General features: G+C 49.5%; 15 protein-coding genes. 2 read left to right on the top strand and 13 right to left on the bottom strand.

What is annotated here, in order from left to right:
* Positions 1 to 221: 221 nt before the first annotated feature.
* The 11 genes from C3B51_RS09765 to C3B51_RS09715 all read right to left on the bottom strand — a co-directional run bounded on the left by C3B51_RS09765 (position 222) and on the right by C3B51_RS09715 (position 13,376).
* Complete coding sequence (locus C3B51_RS09765; RefSeq protein ID WP_046006196.1) at positions 222 to 1,190, bottom strand: PstS family phosphate ABC transporter substrate-binding protein; 969 nt, start codon at positions 1,188 to 1,190, stop codon at positions 222 to 224.
* Positions 1,191 to 1,266: 76 nt separating this feature from the next.
* A complete protein-coding gene (phoR, locus tag C3B51_RS09760; RefSeq protein ID WP_130244916.1) occupies positions 1,267 to 2,595 on the bottom strand; it encodes a phosphate regulon sensor histidine kinase PhoR in 1,329 nt (442 codons plus the stop codon).
* Positions 2,596 to 2,651: 56 nt separating this feature from the next.
* The gene (gene phoB, locus C3B51_RS09755) at positions 2,652 to 3,341 is read right to left on the bottom strand and encodes a phosphate regulon transcriptional regulator PhoB (RefSeq protein WP_010383464.1); all 690 of its coding nucleotides are present in this window, start codon (positions 3,339 to 3,341) and stop codon (positions 2,652 to 2,654) included.
* 444 nt (positions 3,342 to 3,785) lie between these two features.
* The gene (locus C3B51_RS09750) at positions 3,786 to 4,739 is read right to left on the bottom strand and encodes a porin (RefSeq protein WP_164518177.1); all 954 of its coding nucleotides are present in this window, start codon (positions 4,737 to 4,739) and stop codon (positions 3,786 to 3,788) included.
* Positions 4,740 to 5,182: 443 nt separating this feature from the next.
* A complete protein-coding gene (fba, locus tag C3B51_RS09745; protein ID WP_046006199.1) occupies positions 5,183 to 6,247 on the bottom strand; it encodes a class II fructose-bisphosphate aldolase in 1,065 nt (354 codons plus the stop codon).
* Positions 6,248 to 6,447: 200 nt separating this feature from the next.
* Positions 6,448 to 7,626, bottom strand: a complete 1,179-nt coding sequence (locus tag C3B51_RS09740; RefSeq protein WP_125717145.1) for a phosphoglycerate kinase — start codon at positions 7,624 to 7,626, stop codon at positions 6,448 to 6,450.
* 31 nt (positions 7,627 to 7,657) lie between these two features.
* Positions 7,658 to 8,671, bottom strand: a complete 1,014-nt coding sequence (gene epd / locus C3B51_RS09735) for an erythrose-4-phosphate dehydrogenase (protein ID WP_130244915.1) — start codon at positions 8,669 to 8,671, stop codon at positions 7,658 to 7,660.
* A gap of 157 nt (positions 8,672 to 8,828) precedes the next feature.
* A complete protein-coding gene (locus C3B51_RS09730) occupies positions 8,829 to 9,446 on the bottom strand; it encodes a 3'-5' exonuclease (RefSeq protein ID WP_130244914.1) in 618 nt (205 codons plus the stop codon).
* Entirely contained in the window at positions 9,443 to 11,281 is a 1,839-nt protein-coding gene (locus C3B51_RS09725) for a DUF294 nucleotidyltransferase-like domain-containing protein (RefSeq protein WP_130244913.1), read from the bottom strand. The genes C3B51_RS09730 and C3B51_RS09725 overlap by 4 nt, the downstream gene beginning before the upstream one ends.
* 95 nt (positions 11,282 to 11,376) lie before the next feature.
* Positions 11,377 to 13,101 (bottom strand): sodium:solute symporter family protein, encoded by a 1,725-nt coding sequence (locus C3B51_RS09720; RefSeq protein WP_046006203.1) that lies wholly within the window; start codon positions 13,099 to 13,101, stop codon positions 11,377 to 11,379.
* An 11-nt stretch (positions 13,102 to 13,112) separates the two neighbouring features.
* Positions 13,113 to 13,376 carry a DUF4212 domain-containing protein gene (locus C3B51_RS09715; RefSeq protein WP_010383473.1) on the bottom strand — a complete coding sequence of 88 codons (264 nt, stop codon included), beginning with the start codon at positions 13,374 to 13,376 and terminating at the stop codon, positions 13,113 to 13,115.
* A gap of 366 nt (positions 13,377 to 13,742) precedes the next feature.
* On the opposite strand from C3B51_RS09715, the gene C3B51_RS09710 reads away from it, so the two are divergent.
* Entirely contained in the window at positions 13,743 to 17,171 is a 3,429-nt protein-coding gene (locus C3B51_RS09710; RefSeq protein ID WP_130244912.1) for a PAS domain-containing hybrid sensor histidine kinase/response regulator, read from the top strand.
* Positions 17,172 to 17,184: 13 nt separating this feature from the next.
* On the opposite strand, the gene C3B51_RS09705 is transcribed toward C3B51_RS09710, so the two are convergent.
* Positions 17,185 to 18,219, bottom strand: coding sequence for a sensor domain-containing diguanylate cyclase (locus C3B51_RS09705; RefSeq protein ID WP_130244911.1), 1,035 nt, complete (start codon positions 18,217 to 18,219; stop codon positions 17,185 to 17,187).
* Between the two features lie 145 nt (positions 18,220 to 18,364).
* Entirely contained in the window at positions 18,365 to 19,993 is a 1,629-nt protein-coding gene (panP, locus tag C3B51_RS09700) for a pyridoxal-dependent aspartate 1-decarboxylase PanP (protein ID WP_130244910.1), read from the bottom strand.
* A 313-nt stretch (positions 19,994 to 20,306) separates the two neighbouring features.
* Between panP and C3B51_RS09695 the strand changes: the two genes are divergently transcribed.
* The gene (locus C3B51_RS09695; protein WP_130244909.1) at positions 20,307 to 22,205 is read left to right on the top strand and encodes an EAL domain-containing protein; all 1,899 of its coding nucleotides are present in this window, start codon (positions 20,307 to 20,309) and stop codon (positions 22,203 to 22,205) included.
* The last annotated feature ends 24 nt before the right edge of the window (positions 22,206 to 22,229 follow it).

Below are 22,229 nucleotides of genomic sequence, written 5' to 3'. Positions count from 1 at the left end.
TCATTTAGAACCTTTACCTAAGGTATGAGTTCGCAAATTTTTGCCTGGTTATCGAACATATTTTCTCGCCTCAAAATAGAACACTTAATTAAGCAAATTGGTATTACTTTAACCTGCTTGCATTAACCTGCTTGCATTAACCTGCTTGCATTAACCTGCTTGCATTAAAAAACAGACATAAAAAAACCGCTCAGTGAGCGGTTTTTCTTTCCGTGCAATGCTTATAGCAGGCCCAGCTTTTTAAGCTCTTTGCTTGCAAGCTGGCTTGAAAGTGGTACATAACCATCTTTCTCTACAATCTTTTGACCTTCTTTCGACAGCACCATTTTCAGGAATTCCGCTTCGATTGGCGACAACGGCTTGTTCGGGTGCTTGTTCACGTATAGGTACAAGAAGCGAGACAGCGGGTATTTGCCCTTAGCAACATTATCCAGTGTTGCATCTACAAAGTTATCGCCTTTCTTCGCCAGAGGTACTGTACGTACACCTGATGTCTTATAACCAATACCTGAGTAACCAATCGCGTTCACAGAGGAAGAGATTGACTGAACCACTGAAGCAGAACCCGGCTGTTCGTTTACGTTGTTACGGAAGTCGCCTTTACACAGGGCTTTTTTCTTAAAGTAACCGTAAGTACCAGATACTGAGTTACGTCCGTACAACTGGATGTCTTTGCTACCCCAATCACCAGACAGACCTAAGTCACTCCAGCGCTCAACCTGCTCAGACGCACCACATTTACGTGTTGATGAGAAAATCGCGTCTACCTGGTCGATACGCAGACCCTGGATTGGGTTATCTTTGTGTACAAATACAGCCAGAGCATCGATAGCAACACGTACTTCAGTCGGCTTGTAACCATAGCGCTTTTCAAACGCTTCGATTTCTTTCGACTTCATCTTACGGCTCATAGGGCCGAAGTTTGCCGTTGCTTCTGTCAGAGCCGGTGGCGCCGTAGAAGAACCCGCAGCCTGAATTTGAATGTTTACGTTAGGGTAAATACGTTTGTATTCTTCTGCCCAGAACGTCATCATGTTAGCCAGCGTGTCAGAGCCCACAGATGAAAAGTTACCAGAGATACCGCTGGTTTTGTTGTACTCAGGTAGATTCTTATCAAGTGCAGAGGCTTGAGCAGATACCAGTGTTGTTACAGCCACACCCATTGCGGCAACTAAGCTTTTAAATTTCATTGGGGTCACTCCAAATGTTCTTCCCATTTAATTTCTGAGCACATTGTGCAGAAAACAAATGACAATAAAATTACTCTCAAATGACACTTTTATGACTTTCATTGTTTGTCATAAAAATACGTTTTTCTTTTTCGAAGGCAAATGAGAAACACGAGCCTTTGCCCAGTGTACTGTCGATTTCCAGATGAGAATCATGGCGCGACAACACGTGCTTGGTGATGGCCAGACCGAGCCCCGACCCACCCGTTTTACGGCTGCGCGCCTTATCAACCCGGTAGAATCGTTCAGTCAGCCGGTTAATGTGCTCAGGTGCTATTCCGTCGCCATTATCAATCACAGAAAAGCGCGGTCGCTCACCGTCTAAACACCAGTTCACGGTAATGTTTCCGCCTGGTTTAGTATAATGAATGGCATTGAATACCAAATTAGAAAAAGCACTGCGTAATTCATCCACACACCCTTTAATATCCAGGTCCGGGTCGACGTTAAACGCAATTTCGTGATCTTTTTCCTGATTCAGCGAATTGGCCTCGGTCTGGATGAGTTTCAGCATCGCAGGCACATTCACCGCTTTGTCATTATCCTGATTTCGTTGCCCTTCAATGCGCGATAAGGAGAGCAGCTGATTAACCAGGCTGTCCATTCGTTTGCACTGCTCTATCATAGTGTGATGCGCTTTATTCCACATCGCAGGAGGCGGCATCTGATCGCCTTCCATCATCTCCAGATAACCGGTGACCACAGTAAGCGGGGTGCGCAATTCGTGAGACACGTTGGCAACAAAGTCTTTGCGCATTTGCTCCAGCTGCTTCAGCCTGGAAATATCCCGTACCACCATCATGAGCTGCTCGGCATAAGGCATTACCCGGAACTCTAATACGCGCTCTCCACCATGCCCCAAATCCATCTCCAGGGGATCATGAAAGTCATGAGCCTGCATATATTTAACGAACTTAGGATCGCGGATCAGATTATCAAGACGCTGGCCATGGTCGGTTGGCCACTGTAAACCAAGCACTTTAAGTGCAAGCTGGTTACACCAGACAATGCTAAGATCCTGTTGCATCACTATCACAGCATCGGGCACGGCTTCGGCCCCTTCACGAAAACGTCGGATCAACTCAGCCAGCTCATTACGCTTCTTACGGTTGCGATGCTGTAACTGATAGATCCCTTCAAAGATCTGCTCCCAGGCACCCGATCCTTCCGGCGGGTTAAAGCTGCGCTGATTGATCAACCAATCACTTAAACGGTACAACTGTTGGTAATGCCAGATCAGCAACACCATGGCACCGATAAAGAGTAGGACAAACGGTGCGCCTAATAAGATCCCAATCAGGGTTAATGGCAGAAAATACAAAAACAGGCGTTTTAATAACGCCTGTTTATCAATCACCCTATACATACAAAATGATCCTAAAGAGAATGCGCCATGGCTAGCCTACCATAGCGCCAGATGCTTTACAGCTTACTTGAGAAGCGATAACCCGCACCACGTACTGTTTGTACCAGGCGATCGTGACCGAGCGGTGCAATCGCTTTACGCAGGCGGCGGATATGAACGTCGACAGTACGGTCTTCCACATACACGTTGGTGCCCCACACATGGTCCAGCAGCTGCTCACGGCTGTAGACCCGCTCCGGGTGCGTCATAAAGAAGTGGAGTAATCTGAATTCCGTTGGACCCATTTCCAGCTCATTGCCAGCAGAGGTTACACGGTGCGAAATTGGATCAAGGCGCAAGCCATGCACTTCAATGGCTTCTTCTAACGACGTCGGAGAAACACGACGCATTACCGCTTTGATCCGTGCCATTAATTCTTTTGGAGAGAAAGGTTTAGTAACGTAGTCGTCTGCACCCACTTCCAATCCCTTGACCTTATCTTCTTCCTCACCACGTGCTGTCAGCATAATAATGGGGATTTGTCTGGTGTATTCACTTTGTTTAAACTTTTTGGCGATCTGAATGCCACTGCCACCTGGCAACATCCAGTCCAATAACACCATATCAGGATAAGGCTCAACCATAGCTGCAATTGCAGAATCATAGTCTTCAGCTTCAATGGCTTGAAAACCATTTTGTTCCAACACAAACACCAACATTTCTCTGATCGGCGCTTCGTCATCAACTACCAGTACTTTACGTGACATTCCCATTTATCTCTTACGTTACCGAAGTGGGTTTCATTATTATGACTAAGTATGACAGTTTTATGAAATACCAAGTGATAAAAGATGACAATTGGGAAAAAAATAGGGCCAACTTGATGTAAGGCTATGATACTGAAAAAGCGAAGGTTTCACTGAAAAGCAACAACAACCCGGTATAAACTCGGGGTAAATCCTTGTTTCGTCAGGTTTGTTTTGCGCTAGGGTTAACAAACAGCCTGGTATGGCGGCTGTAAAGAGGCGTAAGGTCTGACATACAAGCCATTTAAGTTCATTTACAAACCCTCCAGGCTAAATAGCAATAAACCACACAGCATCTCACTGCGCTCAGGCTTTACACTCCCATGCTCTGCACTGATCAGTGGCGCTCACACTACCAAAGTGGATGCGCAGGCATCACACAACCTGCACAAAAAAGCGGATATACTAAAAATCATAGCGTAATGTCAGCGCCATATGATCCTGATCCGGGTTGTTATCGAGGTCGGTTTTGGTATACCACAGGTACATTCTTGCTTGCTTAGATAAGCTCTTTTCCACCCCGATAGACGTTGCGTCTCCTGAGTCTTTGAGCTTGCCCGAGGCCCCATCGGAATTTTGATATTGCGCCAGCAGCTTATACCCATTGTCTAACTTCAGCGCGGCGCTGGCCATATAGCTGTCTACGGTATCATTGCTGCCAACCGCTTCACTTTGCTGGTAACTGGCGCCTAAGGTCACCTGAGCTATCTTGCCCTGCACAGTCACGCGGGTAATGTCCTGACCGGCTACCTCTTCATCGCGCGCCACACTGGCGTAAACAGCCGTTTTTTTCAATTTGCTATCGCCGTAACTGGCTGCCATAGACAAGCCACTCTCGCCATTTTGTTTACTGTTGTCTTCGGCAATGTAGCTGACTGTAAACTTGAGATGATTGAGTGAAGGTGTCGTATATTGCAAGGTATCACCGAGACGGTTTTCGCCAACGAAGAAATTCTTAATATCGCCGCTGAAATCGTTCATCAGATCCACTTTGCCCTGCGACTTTTTCATTGCGGTGTCATCGCGGCCCACCAGCACCTGACCAAAGCGACCTTTGAGCCCCACATACTGAGAGCGTGCTGTGATGTTTTCTTCAGATTTCCCATCGTTGTCGTTTTCAGACATTTCGACCTGAAATTCCAACTTGTAGAAGGCAGAGATCCCGGTGTCTAAGTCTGCTGCACCTTTGATCCCCATTCGCGAGGCGTAGCTTTCCACTGAGGTGTCTGAACCACTTCCCGTATCACTGTTTTCGACACCCAAGTGCGCGCGTCCGTAAACCTTGAGTTCTTCGGCCTGCACTTGCACACCAGCCAGCACAGAGCCCCCAAAAAGGGCAGCCAAAAAGCATTTTTTCATACCTTGACCTTAATAAAAACCAATGTGAGCAGAATAGAGTACTCTTTAAAGCTAGACGCTCTGTTTGAGAGATCAAGTGACAAACCGTCGGATCAAAGTTTTTCTAAGTTGAGTTGCCTGAGATCAAATTTATACCAAGGGATCCTGCCGGGATCATATTTTTACTAACGATCATACGCAGAGGTAACGCGCGCAGCGAACAGGTTGGACTAACTTATTGATTTTAGATCGGTTCCACACGCCATCTTGGTCAGATCCGGCGCCTGACTTAGTAAGATCTCGATCTCAGACGCTTCTGATCTCCTGTTAGTTAGTCAAGATCTGATCCCAGCGCTCGCAGGTAGGTAAAAATCTGATCCCATACAGATCAAACACGGATACAAAAATGCCGCAGTTTCAAAGCTGCGGCATGTATTGTTGACCCGATTTTCCAGGGTTAGTAATTATTTGATCTGAGGATCCAACTCACCAGTCAGATATTTCAGGTGCATGTCATCCAAAGAGATAGGCTGGATGCGACCAGCCTGACCTGCGGTGCCAAATGCTTCATAACGCGCAACACAGATCTCTGTCATCGCTTTAGTCGCTTCAGCCAGATATTTACGAGGATCGAAGTTGGCCGGGTTATGTGCCAGGTGACGACGGATAGCGCCAGTCGCGGCCAGACGTAAGTCTGTGTCGATGTTAACTTTACGCACACCGTGCTTAATGCCTTCAACGATCTGCTCTACAGGCACACCATAAGTCTCTGGGATCTCACCGCCAAATTCGTTGATCACCGCCAGCCACTCCTGAGGTACAGAAGATGAGCCATGCATTACCAGGTGGGTATTCGGGATACGTGCGTGGATCTCTTTAATGCGGTTGATAGCCAGGATGTCGCCTGTTGGTGGACGCGTAAACTTGTAAGCACCGTGCGATGTACCACACGCGATTGCCAGCGCATCAACGCCGGTTTTCTTAACGAAGTCAGCTGCTTCTTCCGGATCAGTCAGCAACTGGTCGTGTGACAGCTTACCAACAGCGCCGATGCCATCTTCTTCGCCCGCTTCGCCCGTTTCCAGTGAACCTAAAACGCCCAGCTCACCCTCAACCGACACACCACAGGCATGCGCCATTTCTACAGTGCGACGTGTCACGTCAACGTTGTATTCGTAGCTTGATGGCGTTTTACCATCTTCCATAAGCGAGCCGTCCATCATAACAGATGAAAAGCCAAGCTGAATTGAACGCTGACATACACCCGGAGACGTACCATGATCCTGGTGCATAACAACCGGAATATGTGGCCATTCTTCAACTGCGGCCAAAATCATATGGCGAATAAACGGTGCCCCTGCGTACTTACGTGCGCCTGCCGAACCCTGAACAATCACCGGACTGTTGGTTTTATCTGCCGCTTCCATAATCGCGCGCATTTGCTCTTGGTTGTTTACGTTAAAGGCAGGAACGCCGTAACCATGCTCTGCGGCATGATCCAGCAATTGACGCATACTGATTAAAGCCATTGTGCTTTCTCCAATTGTTGATGAGGGAAGCTGATATTTCCAAGATCAGCACTCGTACTCATCGATTTGAACGGGATAAATTTTAAGTGCTACACACTCAGTTTGTTTCGGGAATAAAATGTGAGAGAGTCCCAAAACCGGACCAAACTATCGGCCCAAAAGTGTGATGCTGCGACGTATTGCGCAGCATCGTGCCTGAATTACGCTTTCGCTCTTTGTTCAAGCATAGCGACTGCTGGTAGTTTTTTCCCCTCAAGGAACTCTAAAAACGCACCACCACCGGTCGAGATATATGAAATTTCATCAGCTACGCCATATTTGTCGATAGCTGCCAGGGTGTCACCCCCACCCGCGATTGAAAACGCGTTAGACTTGGCTATGGCATTGGCAATTGCTTCAGTACCATTACCGAACTGGTCAAATTCAAACACGCCAACAGGGCCATTCCAGACCACAGTGCCAGCGTTGGCGATGATTTTTGCCAATGTGTTTGCTGTATCTGGGCCGATATCGAAGATCATATCAGTGTCGCGTACTTCCGCCACATCTTTAATCTCAGCAACGGCAGACTCAGAGAACTCGTCACCCACAACCACATCGGTTGGTACAGGGATATCGCCGTCATTGGCACGGGCCGCTTCGCTAAGCTTGTTCGCTTCGTCAATCAGGTCTGGCTCGTACAAAGACTTACCAACCGGATTACCCGCTGCGGCAATAAAGGTGTTCGCGATACCACCACCTGTGACCAGCTGATCAACCACTTTAGACAGTGAATCAAGCACGGTGAGTTTAGTCGATACTTTTGAGCCGCCTACGATGGCAACCAAAGGACGTGCCGGATTATCAAGGGCTTTGCCCAGTGCTTCAAGCTCGGCCGCCAGTAATGGACCGGCACATGCAACCTCAGCAAATAAACCTACGCCATGCGTCGATGCCTGCGCACGGTGTGCCGTACCAAATGCATCCATGACATACACATCACATAATGCAGCCAGCTTTTTCGACAGCGCTTCATCGTTCTTTTTCTCACCGACATTGAAACGCACGTTTTCGAATACTACGACTTCGTTGTCTGCGATATCAACGCCATCCAGGTAGTTATCAACCAGACGCACGTTTTGCTCTAACGCGTCATTCAGGTAATCTACAACCGGCTGTAGTGAATACTGCGCATCGTATTCCCCTTCCGTTGGGCGACCCAGGTGAGACATCACCATGACCTTGGCACCTTTTTCAAGGGCAAGCTTGATGGTTGGTAAAGACGCTCTGATGCGGGCATCTGATGTGACCTTACCTTCTTTCACCGGTACGTTAAGATCTTCACGGATCAGAACGCGTTTGCCGTTTAAATCTAAATCCGCCATCTTAATGACTGACATTGACATCTCCTTCAAGAACGATACTTGGTTGTTAATTAACTTGTGTCATTGCTGCTGCGGTATCGAGCATGCGATTTGCAAATCCCCACTCGTTGTCGCACCACACCAGCAATTTCGCCAACCGCTTCTGGCTGACGCGTGTTTGGGTACCATCTATGATACTGGAATGTGGATCATGATTAAAATCCACTGAGACCAGCGGCTCTTCAGTGTAGTCCAGTATCCCGCGTAACGGACCGCTGGCGGCCTGTTGTAATGCATTATTCACCTGCTCTATCGTGACATCACTATTGAGGGTCACACTCAAGTCCATGGCCGTTACGTTAATGGTTGGCACTCGCACCGCAATGGCTTCAAAACAGCCATGAAACTTTGGCAAAATTCGCTCGATGCCACGAGCCAGTTTCGTATCCACAGGAATAATAGACTGACTTGCAGCCCGGGTGCGACGAAGATCCGAGTGATACGCATCAATCACCTGCTGGTCATGCATAGACGCGTGGATCGTTGTAATGGTGCCGGAGCCAATTCCAAAAGCATCATCCAATACATTTATGACAGGGACAATACAGTTTGTGGTACAGGAGCCATTAGACACTATGGTGTGCTCGCCGCGCAGCTCTTGGTCATTAATGCCATACACTATGGTGGCATCGACATCCGCGTCGGCAGGATGTGAAAACAGCACTTTCTTTGCGCCTGCGCGTAGGTGCGCCTGAGCATGGAAACGGGAATGAAATACACCGGTACATTCTAAAACAACGTCAACATCCAGGGCGTGCCAGGGTAAATGACTGGGATCGGCTTCGCTAAACAACTGGATTTTATCATCACCCACTGTCAGATAAGGTGCTTCAAGGTGGACGGGAAAAGAAAAACGCCCATGTGAGGTATCGTATTTCAGCAAATGCGCAATGCCCTGCGGATCGGCAAGTTCATTTATCGCGACGATCTGAATGTCTCGCTGGCGACCAGATTCATACAAAGCTCGCACTATGTTGCGACCAATACGACCAAAACCATTTATTGCCAGTTTGATAGTCATTAAAGTGAGGATCCACCACGTTATGAAAAATTGGGCTTAATTGTGCCACACACCCGGAACATAGGCCGCGTGCGAATAAATTTCCCAAGCTTTCCGTATTAAGATGGCGCTATTGTAATCGACCAAGCACAAATGTGTAAGAGATATGCAAAAATAATTATGTCAGCTGCCTGAGTAACGCCCCCTGTACCCCGCCAAGCTGACTATTTTGTGCTAATAACAGTTCGGCGGTACTCACTGCGTCACTGAGCGCATTGTGCTCATAAGCTGGCGGTAAAGCATAACGCTGACGGCAGGCCGACAATGTCAGGCAATCTGCGCTAAGCGTTTTCCCCTGCCTGAGCAAGCGATTTCTCTCTATCTGCATGGTATCGAGGATCCGCAAAGGGCGCACCGTCATCTCGTGCTCTGTAAAGGCTCGCTTGAGAAAGCCCCAGTCGAGCATGGCGTTATGACAGACTAAAACGCCTTGCTCCAGCACTGCAGTCAGTTGTTGTAATAAGGTGCGCAAACTTAAGCCCTGCGCCAGTGCGTCGTCATCGACCCCATGGATCACCGGGCTTTGCCCCAGCTGACGTACTTCTTTGTTGACGACATGGCGGGCCGTGCTGAGGACGATACGGCCCCGGCGAACTTCGACCCAGGCGGCCGAGACAATTTCATCCCGCTTAGGATCCAGCCCGGTCAACTCCAGATCCAGCACCACCAGGTTAACATCCGCCAGTCGCAGGTGACGGTCGGCGTGCCAGTTGCGCAATCGGGTTAACCAGCTCACAGGCTGCCTCTGGCAAATTTGAAAGCACAGGCTTGCTGGGCCTGCTTAACCAACTGAAACGCTTCTTTAAGTTGATGACGTTCCAGTGAGCTTAGCTGCTCCGGGTTAATACAATTCTCTGGCAGCCCTTCGCGGTCTATCTGTGTTCGTAAACGCAGTTGAGTTAAAAAGCGCCAGCAGTCTTGCAAATTAGCAATGTCCTCGCCGCTAAGTACCTGGTGGCTTTTTAGCGCCCGCAGGCGCTGCAGCGTATTGGCTTTGCTGATCCCCGCTTGCAGTGCGTACAAGCGCACCACGTCGTTGATGATCACCACGCCGCGCTTTTTGAGATCCAGATATTTGTGTTTGTGCTTGTCCTGTTGCAACTTAAACTGCTGAAACAAGCCAATAGGCACAGTATTGACGTTGATATCGGCCGCCATCGCAGCATAGAACAGTTCATTTTTCGGGATCTCATTAAGATGATGTAAAAATTGCCCGAACAAAACATCGGATCCGGTGATAAAACGCAGATCAAAATATATTTTACAGTTGAGCATGGCATGCGGCGTTGGCGCGTGGATCCAGGTGGTGAACCGGTCGCACCATTCACTGAGCGTGCCCCGGCACGCCGGGTTGCTGGCCATGATATTCCCCGGACAGGTTCGGATCCCACACTCATCCAGCTGCTGACACACAAACGCACCGAGCTGTGCAAAGTAATCTCGTTGCTCATCCGTTACACCTTCTGGCAACAGCAAACCATTGTCCTGATCGGAGTGCAGAGTTTGCTCTTCACGGGCCTGTGAGCCAAAACAGATCCAGGCAAACGGCGTGGGCGCAGTGCCATGCTGCTGCTGGTATAGGTCGATCAAACGTCCCGTCAGCGCGTCACTCAGGCCACTCAGCAGCTGACCTATCAAAGAAATGTCTTCTATCTTATTGGCAAAATCACTCAACAGGTCGGGGATCTCTTTGGCAAGCTGCTGTACTTCTCCATAACTGCGCGCCTTGTAGATCCGTCCGATCAGCTGCACCGGATCGCTTTTTTGCTGACGCAATAGATCGGTACTGGTGATCATCCCAATGGGGGTGCGATCTTCATTGAGCACCGGCAAATGATGAATGTTGTGTTTCAGCATCAGATGCAGTGCCGAAAAGATCCGGTTGTTCTCAAAGATGTATTTCGGCCTGACCGTCATGATCTCGCGGATCGCCCGTGCGGGATCTAAGCCCTCTGCCAATACCCGGTTACGCAGATCGCGATCCGTCACCACGCCGGTTAACTGATCGTTTTCGATGACCATGATCGACGAAACCCGATGCTTCCTCATGACTTTGGCCGCTTCCTGAATACTGGCTTGGGGTTGCAGGGTTACCGCTGCCCGATTCATCAGTTCGCTGACCGGGCGTTCGGACCAGCCACTTGCCGATTCTTTATAGTGGCTGGACAACAAACGTTTGGCGTGGGCACGGACAAAATACTGCTCAAATGGTTTGTACTCACGGCGCAGATAATCAAACGCATCTTGCGGCAACACATAGACCAGCCCCGCCTGCACGACTTCCAGCTGGTTGCTGATCGGCTCGCCCGTCAGTAACGAGGGATAACCAAAATAATCGCTTTCGGCCAGCCGGGCTACAAGCTCGCCACGTTCGGAGCGCAAATCAAAATGACCGGAACGCACCAGATACAGCTGAGGCTGCTCGCTTCTAAACCACTGCGCCTGATTTTGTGTGCTGACATAGATGATCTCTAAGTGTTCAACAAAGTAATCCGTCGCGCTGTGGGTTAGCTGATCAAATGGCGCTTGTTGCTGCACAAAGGTCAGCACGTCCTGTACTTGAGCCGTCATAACCCCTCCAAAAATGACAACTACTCCATAGCTTGCGCCATGGAGTAGTTGGTTTCTTTGTCATCGGATCGAGTCACAATCCGAAGTAGTCAGTATTAATGTGCGTGTGCAGCAGATGACCCTTTCGGGTTACGGATCCCATCCACCATTTGTTTTACTTCAAGTGGTGTTTCCGCAGTCAGCTTCATCACAATGGCTGCAATACCAAAGTTAACTAGCATACCGATAATACCAATCCCCTCCGGCGAGATACCAAATAACCAGTTAGCAGGTGTATTCAGTTCCGGGCTGACAAACTTAAAGTAAATAATGTAAGCCGCTGTGAAACCAATACCACATACCATGCCACTGATAGCACCTTCTTTATTCATGCGCTTGGAGAAGATCCCCATGATGATCGCCGGGAAGAAGCTTGCCGCCGCCAGACCAAAGGCAAAGGCCACCACCGACGCCACAAATCCGGGCGGGTTAATACCAAAGTAAGCTGAGATTGCAATGGCCACCATCGCCGACAAACGTGCCGCCAACAGTTCCTGCTTGTCGCTGATATTCGGTTTGAGTGTCCGTTTGAGTAAGTCATGGGAAACGGAGGTCGAGATAACCAGTAGCAGACCCGCGGTTGTCGACAGTGCCGCTGCGATACCACCTGCCGCGACCAATGCAATCACCCAAGCTGGTAAGTCGGCAATTTCCGGGTTCGCCAGTACCATGATGTCACGGTCGATTTTCACTTCATTGCGGCTCGCCGGGTCGTCAATCTTACCTGCTGAGTAGAACATTTTGCCGTCGCCATTCTTATCATTGAATACGATAAGACCCGTTCTTTCCCAGTTTTTCACCCACTGTGGCGCCTCGGCATAGGCCGTACCGCTGCCATCTTTACCATTGATCGTATCAATCATATTCACGCGGGCAAAGGATGCAACAGCCGGGGCTGTGGTGTACACAATCGCAATAAACACTAATGTCCAGGCCGCAGAAATACGGGTGTCTTTTACTCTGGGTACGGTGAAGAAACGCACGATAACATGTGGCAGGCCAGCAGTACCGACCATCAGCGCCGCTGTGATAGCAAACACGTCAATCATACTCTTGGAGCCTTCAGTATATTGGGCAAAGCCGAGTTCGGTACTGAGCCCGTCGAGTTTATCCAGCAAGTAGGTTCCTGAGCCATCCGCCAGGGTGCCACCAAAGCCGGTTTGCGGCAGTAAGTGACCTGTCATCATCAAAGAGATAAAGATAGCAGGCACCAGGTAGGCGAAAACCAGCACACAGTATTGTGCAACCTGAGTGTAGGTAATGCCTTTCATGCCACCCAGTACGGCGTAGAAGAACACAATAACCATGCCGATATACACACCGGTTTCGATGTCAACTTCGAGGAAACGGGAGAATACCACGCCCACACCACGCATTTGTCCGGCGATGTAAGTGAAGCAGATAAAGATCGCACACAGAATGGCCACAACCCGTGCCACCTGCGAGTAATAACGGTCGCCGATAAAATCGGGCACAGTGAATTTACCAAACTTACGCAGATAAGGTGCCAGACACAGTGCCAGCAACACGTAACCACCGGTCCAGCCCATCAGATACACACCGCCATCGTAACCGGCGAATGAGATGATCCCCGCCATGGAGATAAACGACGCAGCACTCATCCAGTCCGCGGCCGTTGCCATGCCGTTTGCCACAGGCGGTACACCGCCACCGGCCACATAGAATTCATTAGTCGAACCGGCACGGGCCCAGATGGCAATGCCGATGTAAAGGGCAAAACTGAGCCCCACGATTATAAAGGTGAGAGTTTGAACATCCATCATAGCGCTCCTTATTCATCCACGCCGTATTTTTTGTCCAGCGCATCCATTTTGAATACATAGACAAAAATCAAAGCAACGAAGGTATAAATTGCGCCCTGCTGCGAAAACCAAAAACCCAACTTAAAGCCGAAGAAACGGACCTCGTTGAGTACATCAACTAGCAGAATGCCGCATCCAAAAGACACCACAAACCACACTACTAATAGCTTAAACATTAAGGCTAGATTTTCTGACCAATATGCTTTTGCTTGTTCTTCACTTTTAAAAGCCATGATAAGTCCCCTTTCGCACACCTGTCGCCGATGTGCTGGTGTTAATGACCTTTTGACTGTAGCAATGGCCCGTCAATAAGAAATTGAGACCTTAGTCGTAACAACAAGGTTACGTTTACGTAAACTGCTGAATAAGAATTTTTCAATCACCATTAAGTAATTTAAATTCAAATAGTTAGAAATATAATGCTGGGAAATGAGTGGTTCCAGGAACACCTGTGCGGGAGATAAGACATTAGTCTAATTAACTCAATAAAAATCGAATAATTTTTTAAAATCAGATGATTATGTCACTTTGGATTATTCGCAAGTGATGCTACTTTAAAGGCACAAAGACAATAACAAGCATTAACGCAAGGGCTCATTATGACGGCTGCACTGATCCTCGTTGCCATCGCCTATATCGGCTTACTATTTTGGCTCGCCAACTGGGGAGATAAGACCACCCCCGTGGCCACCCGGATCAGCCATCACCCTTTTGTGTACGCCCTGGCCCTGGGTATTTATTGTACCTCCTGGACCTATTACGGCTCAGTGGGCACTGCCACCACCAGCAGCTGGCACTACCTGCCCATTTTACTTGGCCCGGCGCTGCTCTTTGTGTTTGGTCAGGGGTTTTTACGCAAGCTGATCCTGGTCAGTAAAAAGCAAAACATCACCACCATCGCCGACTTTATCTCCGCGCGTTATGGTAAACGTCAGACCACCGCGGTCATGGTCACTATGATAGCGTTGCTGGCTACCATTCCTTACATAGCACTGCAACTCAAAGCACTGAGCAGCAGCTTTTTGCTGTTACAACAGGGCACCCCAATCTCTGGCGGCATGCTGGCCATGACGGGCACTTTGCTGATGGCCCTGTTTGCGATTTTTTTTGGTACCCGCAAAGTCGATGTCACCGAATACCGCTCCGGCCTCATGCTCGCCATCGCATTTGAGTCTCTGATCAAATTACTGGCACTGATGGCCGTAGCCGTTATTGCTGTGCAAGCTCTGTTAACGCAAAACAGCCTCACAACAGTCAACTTGACTCACTGGCAGGGTTTTGACTTTACCAATTTCAACTTTATCGGCCAGACGCTGATGGCCGCCGCCGCCATCATCTGCTTACCCCGCCAGTTTCACGTGACAGTGGTCGACAACCAGGACCGCCGCCATCTGCGCACCGCTCGCTGGGCATTCCCGTTGTATCTGATCCTGATAGCCGCGATGATCTTGCCCATTGCCAGTGCCGCCATTCACCCTGATATAGGCCAGGGCATGGCAGCAGATAGCTTTGTACTGGCGCTGCCGATGATGCAGGGTCATCCGCTGATCACCACCTTTGTGTTTATCGGGGGCTTATCCGCAGCGACGGCCATGATAGTGGTGGCAACTTTAACGCTCAGTACCATGCTTTCTAACGACGTTGTGCTGCCCCTGCTGTTAAAGCGTAAGTTTAAGAAAAACCGCCTGACCAGCAATTATAAAGCCCGTATCCTGTTGATCCGCCGTTTTATCATTGCCGCGATTTTGGTACTGGCGTTCCTCTACCAGCAGTGGTTTGGCCATGGCGAGGCACTTGCGAACATGGGCCTGGTCGCCTTTTCTCTGGTCACGCAGTTGTTACCCGCCATAGTCGGCGGCTTATACTGGCGTAAAGGCCACGCCTATGGTGTGTATGCCGGATTGCTGGCCGGCTTTTTATGCTGGATGTTATTTCTAATGTTTCCGGTAATCGAAGCAGGCAGCAGCCTGGACTTTGAAACCCGCCAGACCATCATTACTCGCGGTACTTTGCTGGCGTTGCTGGCCAATATCAGCTGTTATATCAGCTTCTCACTGGGCGCGTATGAGCGCCTGATAGATAAAATCCAGGCAGCGGCCTTTGTCAGCCCCTGGGAGCAGGCCAGTGCTGCCAAACGCCTGAATAAAGACGTGAAAGCCACTGTGTATGACTTTACCGTGCTGCTGCAAACCTTTTTGGGAATACAGCGCAGTCAGCAGTTACTCAGCCACTATGCCATTAATCACGATATTGAAGACAGCAACGCCTATCCCAGTGCCGACTTTATTGCCTTTTGCGAGCGTGCACTCACCGGCGTGCTGGGTGCTTCCTCAGCGCGTGCGCTGATCCATGCGGTTTCTTCGGGCAAACAGCTCGCCTTTGAAGAAGTCGTCAACTTTTTCGATGAAACCACCCAGGCATTACAATTCAACCAAAACCTGTTGTTTACCTCCCTGGAAAATCTCAGCCATGGTATTTCCGTAGTAGATAAAGATCTCAAACTGGTTGCCTGGAATCGTCGTTATCATGAAATGTTCCAATATCCGGATGGTTTTTTGCAAGTCGGTCAGAGCATTGAGGAAGTGATCCGCTTTAATGCAGAGCGCGGTGAATGCGGTCCCGGCGAGCTGGAAAAACTGGTTGATAAGCGTGTACAGCATCTGAAAAACGGCACGCCGCATCATTTTATTCGCCATCGCAGCAATGGCCAGGTATTCGAAATGACGGGTAATCCGCTGCCGGAAGGCGGCTTTGTCACCAGTTTCTCAGATATCACTAGCCACATAGACACACAAAACGCGCTGGAAGAGATCAACATGGATCTCGAAAATCGCATCGAGGCGCGTACCCAGGAGATCCGTCTGATCAACCAGGATCTTAAAGCTCAAATCGCCAGCCGGGAAGAAACCGAGCAGGCGCTGGTTGCAGCAAAAAAAGAAGCAGAGCGTGCCAACGACAGTAAGACCCGCTTTCTCGCGCTGGCCAGCCACGATATATTGCAGCCGCTGAACGCCGCACGTCTTTACCTTGCAGCGATCAATGAAGATAAATTACCAGACAATGACCGCAGTAACCTCGAAAAACTCGGTGCCAGCCTAGATTCGACCGTGCATCTGATGTCGGCACTGCTGGACATCGCCAAGCTGGAACAAGGCGCAATGAAACCGACGCCCCGCCATTTTGATATTGACGACATTATGTCGCCACTGGCCAACGAATATGCCATTTTATGTCAGGAAAAGGGCCTTGCCCTGCGTGTACGTACCAGCCATCAGGTGATCCACAGCGACATTACTTACCTGCGCCGTATTGTGCAAAACTTGGTCTCCAATGCGGTGAAATACACCGACCAAGGTCGCGTACTGCTGGCCTGTCGCCGCCGCAGCCACAGTGTGCGCATAGAGGTCTGGGATACCGGCCCAGGCATTTCAGAGCATGAACAACAGAAGATATTTAATGACTTTTATCGCATTCAGAGCGGTGATAATAAAGGTGTGGGACTGGGGCTCGGCGTTGTTAAGCGATTGTGTGAGCTGCTCAGCATGCCGCTGGAAATGCACTCTATTCCCGGCAAAGGCAGTCGCTTCTGTGTCGAAGTGCCACTCGGAGAGCGACAGCAGGTACAGCAAAAAGCCGCCCAAACGGAGCAAAAACCAAGTGCCAAAGCCAGTTTAAACCTGCTCGTGGTTGACGACGATCCTAAGAATCTGGCCGCCAAGGCAAGCCTGCTCGATAAGTGGCAATTTAGCTATCAGATGTTTGAAACGGCAGACAAAGCCCGGCAATATGCCGCTGACAACCCGGCACCAGATTTTATCCTGATGGATTATCAGCTCGATAATGATGAAAACGGGGTTAACCTGATCACAGAATTAAGACAATGCTGGCAAGCAGAAGTGCCGGCAGTCTTGATCACAGCGGTACGTGACGAGCCTTTGAAACTGCAAGCCAAACAGGCCCGGATCCACTATCTTAGTAAGCCGCTAAAACCTGCCAAGCTAAAAGCGCTGCTCAGCCACAACGCCTGAGCACAGAATAGGATTAACAGGCGAGCTGGATCTGGTCGCGACCATTGGCCTTAGCACGGTAAACTGCCTGGTCGGCCATCTTAAGCGCGTGGCTGAACGGCATGCTGGGGTTTACTTCGCTTACTCCAAAACTGGCCGTCACTCTGATCAGGGCATTTTCCTGGCGCACCTCCATATCTCGGGTGGCAGAACATAACCGACTGGCCACCATATGTGCGTCACTGACCGAGGTTTCTGGCAGCAAGACCACGAACTCTTCGCCGCCTAAGCGACAGAAGCAGTCTTCAACGCGCACTACATCCAGGCAGCACTGGGCAAACTTTTGCAGTACTTTGTCGCCGGCATCATGGCCAAAGTCGTCATTGACGCGCTTAAAGCGGTCCAGATCCATCATGATCAGGCTCATTGGTCGCTCTGTACGCTGATGACGACTCATTTCACGCTTGGCATGCTCCATCAAAAAGCGACGGTTGTTCAGACCTGTGAGCATGTCCTGAAACGCCATTTTGGTAAGCTTTTGCTGCATCTGATACAACTCGTGGACCAACAAGCGCCGGCTGCAGCAGTCTGCGACCATTTCTGTGATGGCCACTTCCCACTCCTGCCACTGACGCACATCAGTGCGCCCTTCACAACACACCACCCCCAATGCAATACCATTTTTGAAAATCGCGGTATCCAGCATGGTGGCGATATCATTGGGCTTAAGGTAAATGTCGGTAAACTCGCTGGTACGGGGATCCTGGCTGGCATTGTCTGCGGCAATCGACTGACCCGTTATAATGGTGGCAAAGTAGACGGGAAAGTCATCAATGCTCAGCACAGGCAGCTGTGCTGGCACATCCTGCCAGTCGGTATTGGCATAGTTGAGCAGCTTCGTTGGCTGGTGCATGTCGTCAAATAACCACACCGAGACACGATCAACCTGAAGCAAAGATTTTGCTTCAAAAATAATATCGTGCAGAAAGTTCTGATGTTCGCCGGAAACATCGACTTCTTGCGAACTGATCCGCCGCAATTTTTGCGTGCTCTGAGTTAATCGATTCAAAGTTACTACCAAGTCGCAAAACGGGTGAAATGGGGCATCGTTTTAGTACGATGCCATGCCCTTGTTATACACTAATAATATCTCGCCTGCGCCAAAATGCACTGTTTTCTTTGCGCATTACCGGCCCACGGCAGGCAGTGCCACATTAGGCCATATACTTTGCCAGATACTTTTTAAACACCGGGTCGCTCTGCGCCAGGCCTTTTTGTTCTGCCAGGATCTCGTTTAACATCTGCTTTGAGGTCAGCGGATTGGCTAACACCACTCTGAACACCACCGTTGGCTGATGCTGATATTGAGCGGGGGTTAATCGTGTCCGCGAGACAAAAGAGCGTCCCGACTCCCGCTGACGCTTTTGCATACTGGCGGTAAAGCGATTGAGTGCAGCATAAATATCGATGCGTTCCTGCTCACCTGCGCGGTCAATCGCCTGGCGGATCTGCTTTGGCACATAGCGATAGGTTAGCAAACATAGTTCTGGCTCTGAAACCAGTTCAAAGTCTTCGTCTGCGCGGATAAGATCTGCAAAATACTGGGCTTTTTCAATGCCTTTGTCGATCAGCATTTCATAGCCTTTACGACCAATCACCCGCAAGCACGCATGCACTAACATGGCCATGCCCGGACGACTACCTTCCAGGGTATGACTGCCCAAGTCTTTAGAGCCTTTACGCAGGATATATTCCGCGTGGTGTTCAATGGCATCCGTTGCGGTAGGGTCTTTAAACAACACTATACCTGCGCCCATTGGTACATACATCTGCTTGTGCGCATCTATGGTAATGGAATCTGCCAGCTCAATGCCCTTGAGCAAGTGACGGAAATTGTCAGACAGCAAAGTCGCCCCGCCCCAGGCGGCGTCGACATGGAAATGACAACCCAATTCCTGTGCAAGGGCCGCCATTTCTGGCAAGGGGTCAATGTTGCCGGTTTCTGTGGTGCCCGCAACGCCAACAATGGCCATGACCTTGATCCCACGCTCACTCAGTTCCTGTGCTTTGGCACGCATAGCCGCCACATTTACCTTGTTATTATCATCGGTTTTTACCGCAACAAAGTTACTACGGCCAATGCCCAGTACATCGGCGGCTTTACCCAGTGAATAATGGCCGCGCTCAGAAACCAACACTGCCAGGCCTTTATAACCATAGTGCAGCATGGCGGCCATAATTCCTTCACTGGCAAGCCCCTTAAAGTCACCATCCGGGCCCAGTAAGCGGTTGCGCGCAATCCATAAAGCCGAAATATTGGCGATGGTGCCGCCAGAGCAAAACGCACCAAGCGCGGTCTTCGCGCTGTGCATCCACTTTTCATAGAAGGCGTCGTTTTCGCCATAGGCAAGATGGTGCATCATACCCAGCACCTGGCGCTCCAAAGGCGTGAATGCTTTTGAAGTTTCTATTTTTACCAGGTTCTGGTTTAGCCCGACCATCAGCTTAGATAGCGGCAGAACAAAATGCGGCAGCGCTGAGGTCATATGCCCGATAAAACTTGGCGAGGCGGTATGCACAGAGTGCGCCACCAGCTGCTCCATAATATCCTGAGCATAGTCAGAGACAAACATTGGTTCTTCCGGGATCATCGCTGACTGAAAGTCTTTTTCTATCTCATGCAATGGCTTTTCAATTGCTGCGATATTTTCATTCAGAAAGCCCGCCAGATTACTGGAAATTTCCTGCTCTATTACACTTAACGTGGAGCTGGGTGCTTCTGGAACGGTGAAAATACGCATTAAGCTTTCTTCAGAAGCGACTGCACAACGCTTTGGACCCATTTTAATACCTAATCATGCGTGGGTAACTGATATTGGGAGTTACCTTGCCAAGTTGATACGAAATGACTAACTTTACTGTAAAGCGATGGGAAAGTCTGCAATGCAGTCAAAAAAAATGAACTCTGCTTGATAATTTGATGAACCTCTGATGACACCGTATTACGTACTAAACCCAGTATTTAGTACGATATTTGTTAGGTGCAGGGTTCACAAATAAGGCAATTTCGTTAAATATTTTGTCAGCATTGTCAGAAATGGATAGTATTAGGAACAATCTTTCCCACCAGACTTGAAGACTCAAACGGAAACTGACATGAATAAACGGAATTTCGCGCTGAAGGCCTTATCACTGACCTGGATAGTCATCGGCTTTGTGGTTTTTATCGCGTCTTTATCGGCCTATGTGCTGTACACCTACCACCAAACTCGCAGTACCATAGTTAACGGGATAGATCAGCAGCTCAAGATGGCCGCACGCAGCACTCAACTGATACTGGGTGATGATTATCATGACAGGCTCGATGAAATTAACGACGATGAGTATCGGCACAAAAGCATGCAACTGTCGCAGCTGGCGCAACACCTGGGTGTAGAATACGTGTATGCCATGGTCTATGACGCCCCCTATGTGCGTTTTAGTGCCTCCAGCTACACCCAAAATGATGTACTGCAGGACAAAGTAACCCGCTTGCTGGACCTGTATCCAGAAGCCACCGCAGTCAACAAAAGCGCCTTTCGCTCAACACAACCCTTATTTGAAGTCTCTGAAGACAAATGGGGCCACTTTAAAACCATTTTTATTCCCCATGTAACGCGCGATGGCCGGGTGTACCTAACCGGTGCAGACATCAAAACGTCACACATTCAGACCGAGCTTGCCAAAAGTGTCAAAGAGGCACTGTTCACCGCCTGTTTCTTTTTTGCCATTGCCTTGCTGGTAGCCGGGATGTACTTATTGATATTGAGAAAAACCCTGACAACAGACGCCCGTACCGGATTCCCTAATCGCCTCGCGCTGGAGCAGGACCTGGCGAAAAACCCTAACCAGCACCTCAGCCTGGCAATTGTTGCCATTAATGAGCTGGAAGAAATTGTCAGCTTTTATGGTACTGACGTCGGCGATGAGATCATCCGCCGAGTGATGAGCCATTTCAGCGAGTTTACGGCCCCCTTTAAGGTCTACCGCCTCGCGACAGCAAAACTGGTGTTGTTGAGTGACGCTACTAAGGGAGAGCACTACCTGAGCAGTCTGATCAATGAGTTCCCCGTCACAACGCCAATCTTGCAGCAGCCGCATTTATACGTCCAGCTCACCGCGGGAATAGCCAGTGGTAATAAACGTCTGCTACTGGAAAACGCGTTTATCGCCTGCCGCCAGGCACAGCAAAAACAACAGCGCGTATGTATGTATGGGCAAGACCCCACACAGATCAAAACCATTCAGGAATCGCATATTGCGATTGCCAAAACCGTGCAAAGCGCCTTTGAACAACACCGGATCCTGCCCTATTTTACACCGCGCATGGGCACCGAGAGCAAAGCAATAGAGCAATATCATTGCACCCCCCGGGTGCTCACAGAGCAGGGGCTGATCTTACGTCCCGAATCTTTTTCTGACGTGATCCGTCATTCCAGACTGAGCTCACAGCTGACCAAAGTGATGTTAGAGTTGTGCACTGCACATTTTCGTAAATCGCATCATGCGTGGAGCATGCAATTGAGCTGGCAGGACCTGGCCGACCCACAAATGATGGAATTTATTTTTGCCCAGCTGAGACGCTACCCGCAACCGGCCAAAATTACCTTTGAGCTGGAAGAGCAGGAAGTGATTGAGCACTTTGCTGATATGCGGGTGTATATCAATGTGCTAAAAAGCAAAGGCGTGAATATCATGGTGGCATCGAGTAACAGCGGCCTGCTGACCATCAGTCGGGTACTCAAGCTTACCATAGACAGCGTTAAGCTAACCTCCAGCGTGATTGAACAGCTTGGCGAAGATACTGAACTCCATGAGTACATTGAACACATAGCAAGACTGTGCCATGAGCGCCAAATCGCGCTGCTGGTCGACGGTGTACAGAGTAAATATCAGCTGGAGCAGCTACTGGACTGTAACGTGAAGCTGGTTGAAGGGAGCCTTATCGGCACACCAGGACCACATATCAACATAAGCCCGGGCAACCTGAGCAAAGATTTACAGGCCAGCGCCTGAACACCGGTGCGGTATTGCCAGGCA

The sequence above is a fragment of the Pseudoalteromonas rubra genome (genome assembly GCF_004212645.1).
GTDB classification, from domain to species: Bacteria; Pseudomonadota; Gammaproteobacteria; order Enterobacterales; family Alteromonadaceae; genus Pseudoalteromonas; species Pseudoalteromonas rubra_G.
The sequence above is the reverse complement of the archived record's forward strand: the minus strand, read 5'-3'. Positions and strand labels throughout refer to the sequence as shown.

What these genes read in the sequence shown, in the direction of transcription:
- C3B51_RS09725 (WP_130244913.1), bottom strand. Translation starts at nt 11,281, where the DNA reads ATGACGGCTCAAGTACAGGACGTGCTGACCTTTGTGCAGCAACAAGCG.
- C3B51_RS09715 (WP_010383473.1), bottom strand. Translation starts at nt 13,376, where the DNA reads ATGGCTTTTAAAAGTGAAGAACAAGCAAAAGCATATTGGTCAGAAAAT.
- C3B51_RS09750 (WP_164518177.1), bottom strand. Translation starts at nt 4,739, where the DNA reads ATGAAAAAATGCTTTTTGGCTGCCCTTTTTGGGGGCTCTGTGCTGGCT.
- C3B51_RS09740 (WP_125717145.1), bottom strand. Translation starts at nt 7,626, where the DNA reads ATGTCAGTCATTAAGATGGCGGATTTAGATTTAAACGGCAAACGCGTT.
- epd (WP_130244915.1), bottom strand. Translation starts at nt 8,671, where the DNA reads ATGACTATCAAACTGGCAATAAATGGTTTTGGTCGTATTGGTCGCAAC.
- C3B51_RS09695 (WP_130244909.1), top strand. Translation starts at nt 20,307, where the DNA reads ATGAATAAACGGAATTTCGCGCTGAAGGCCTTATCACTGACCTGGATA.
- phoR (WP_130244916.1), bottom strand. Translation starts at nt 2,595, where the DNA reads ATGTATAGGGTGATTGATAAACAGGCGTTATTAAAACGCCTGTTTTTG.
- phoB (WP_010383464.1), bottom strand. Translation starts at nt 3,341, where the DNA reads ATGTCACGTAAAGTACTGGTAGTTGATGACGAAGCGCCGATCAGAGAA.
- C3B51_RS09765 (WP_046006196.1), bottom strand. Translation starts at nt 1,190, where the DNA reads ATGAAATTTAAAAGCTTAGTTGCCGCAATGGGTGTGGCTGTAACAACA.
- fba (WP_046006199.1), bottom strand. Translation starts at nt 6,247, where the DNA reads ATGGCTTTAATCAGTATGCGTCAATTGCTGGATCATGCCGCAGAGCAT.
- C3B51_RS09720 (WP_046006203.1), bottom strand. Translation starts at nt 13,101, where the DNA reads ATGGATGTTCAAACTCTCACCTTTATAATCGTGGGGCTCAGTTTTGCC.
- panP (WP_130244910.1), bottom strand. Translation starts at nt 19,993, where the DNA reads ATGGGTCCAAAGCGTTGTGCAGTCGCTTCTGAAGAAAGCTTAATGCGT.
- C3B51_RS09710 (WP_130244912.1), top strand. Translation starts at nt 13,743, where the DNA reads ATGACGGCTGCACTGATCCTCGTTGCCATCGCCTATATCGGCTTACTA.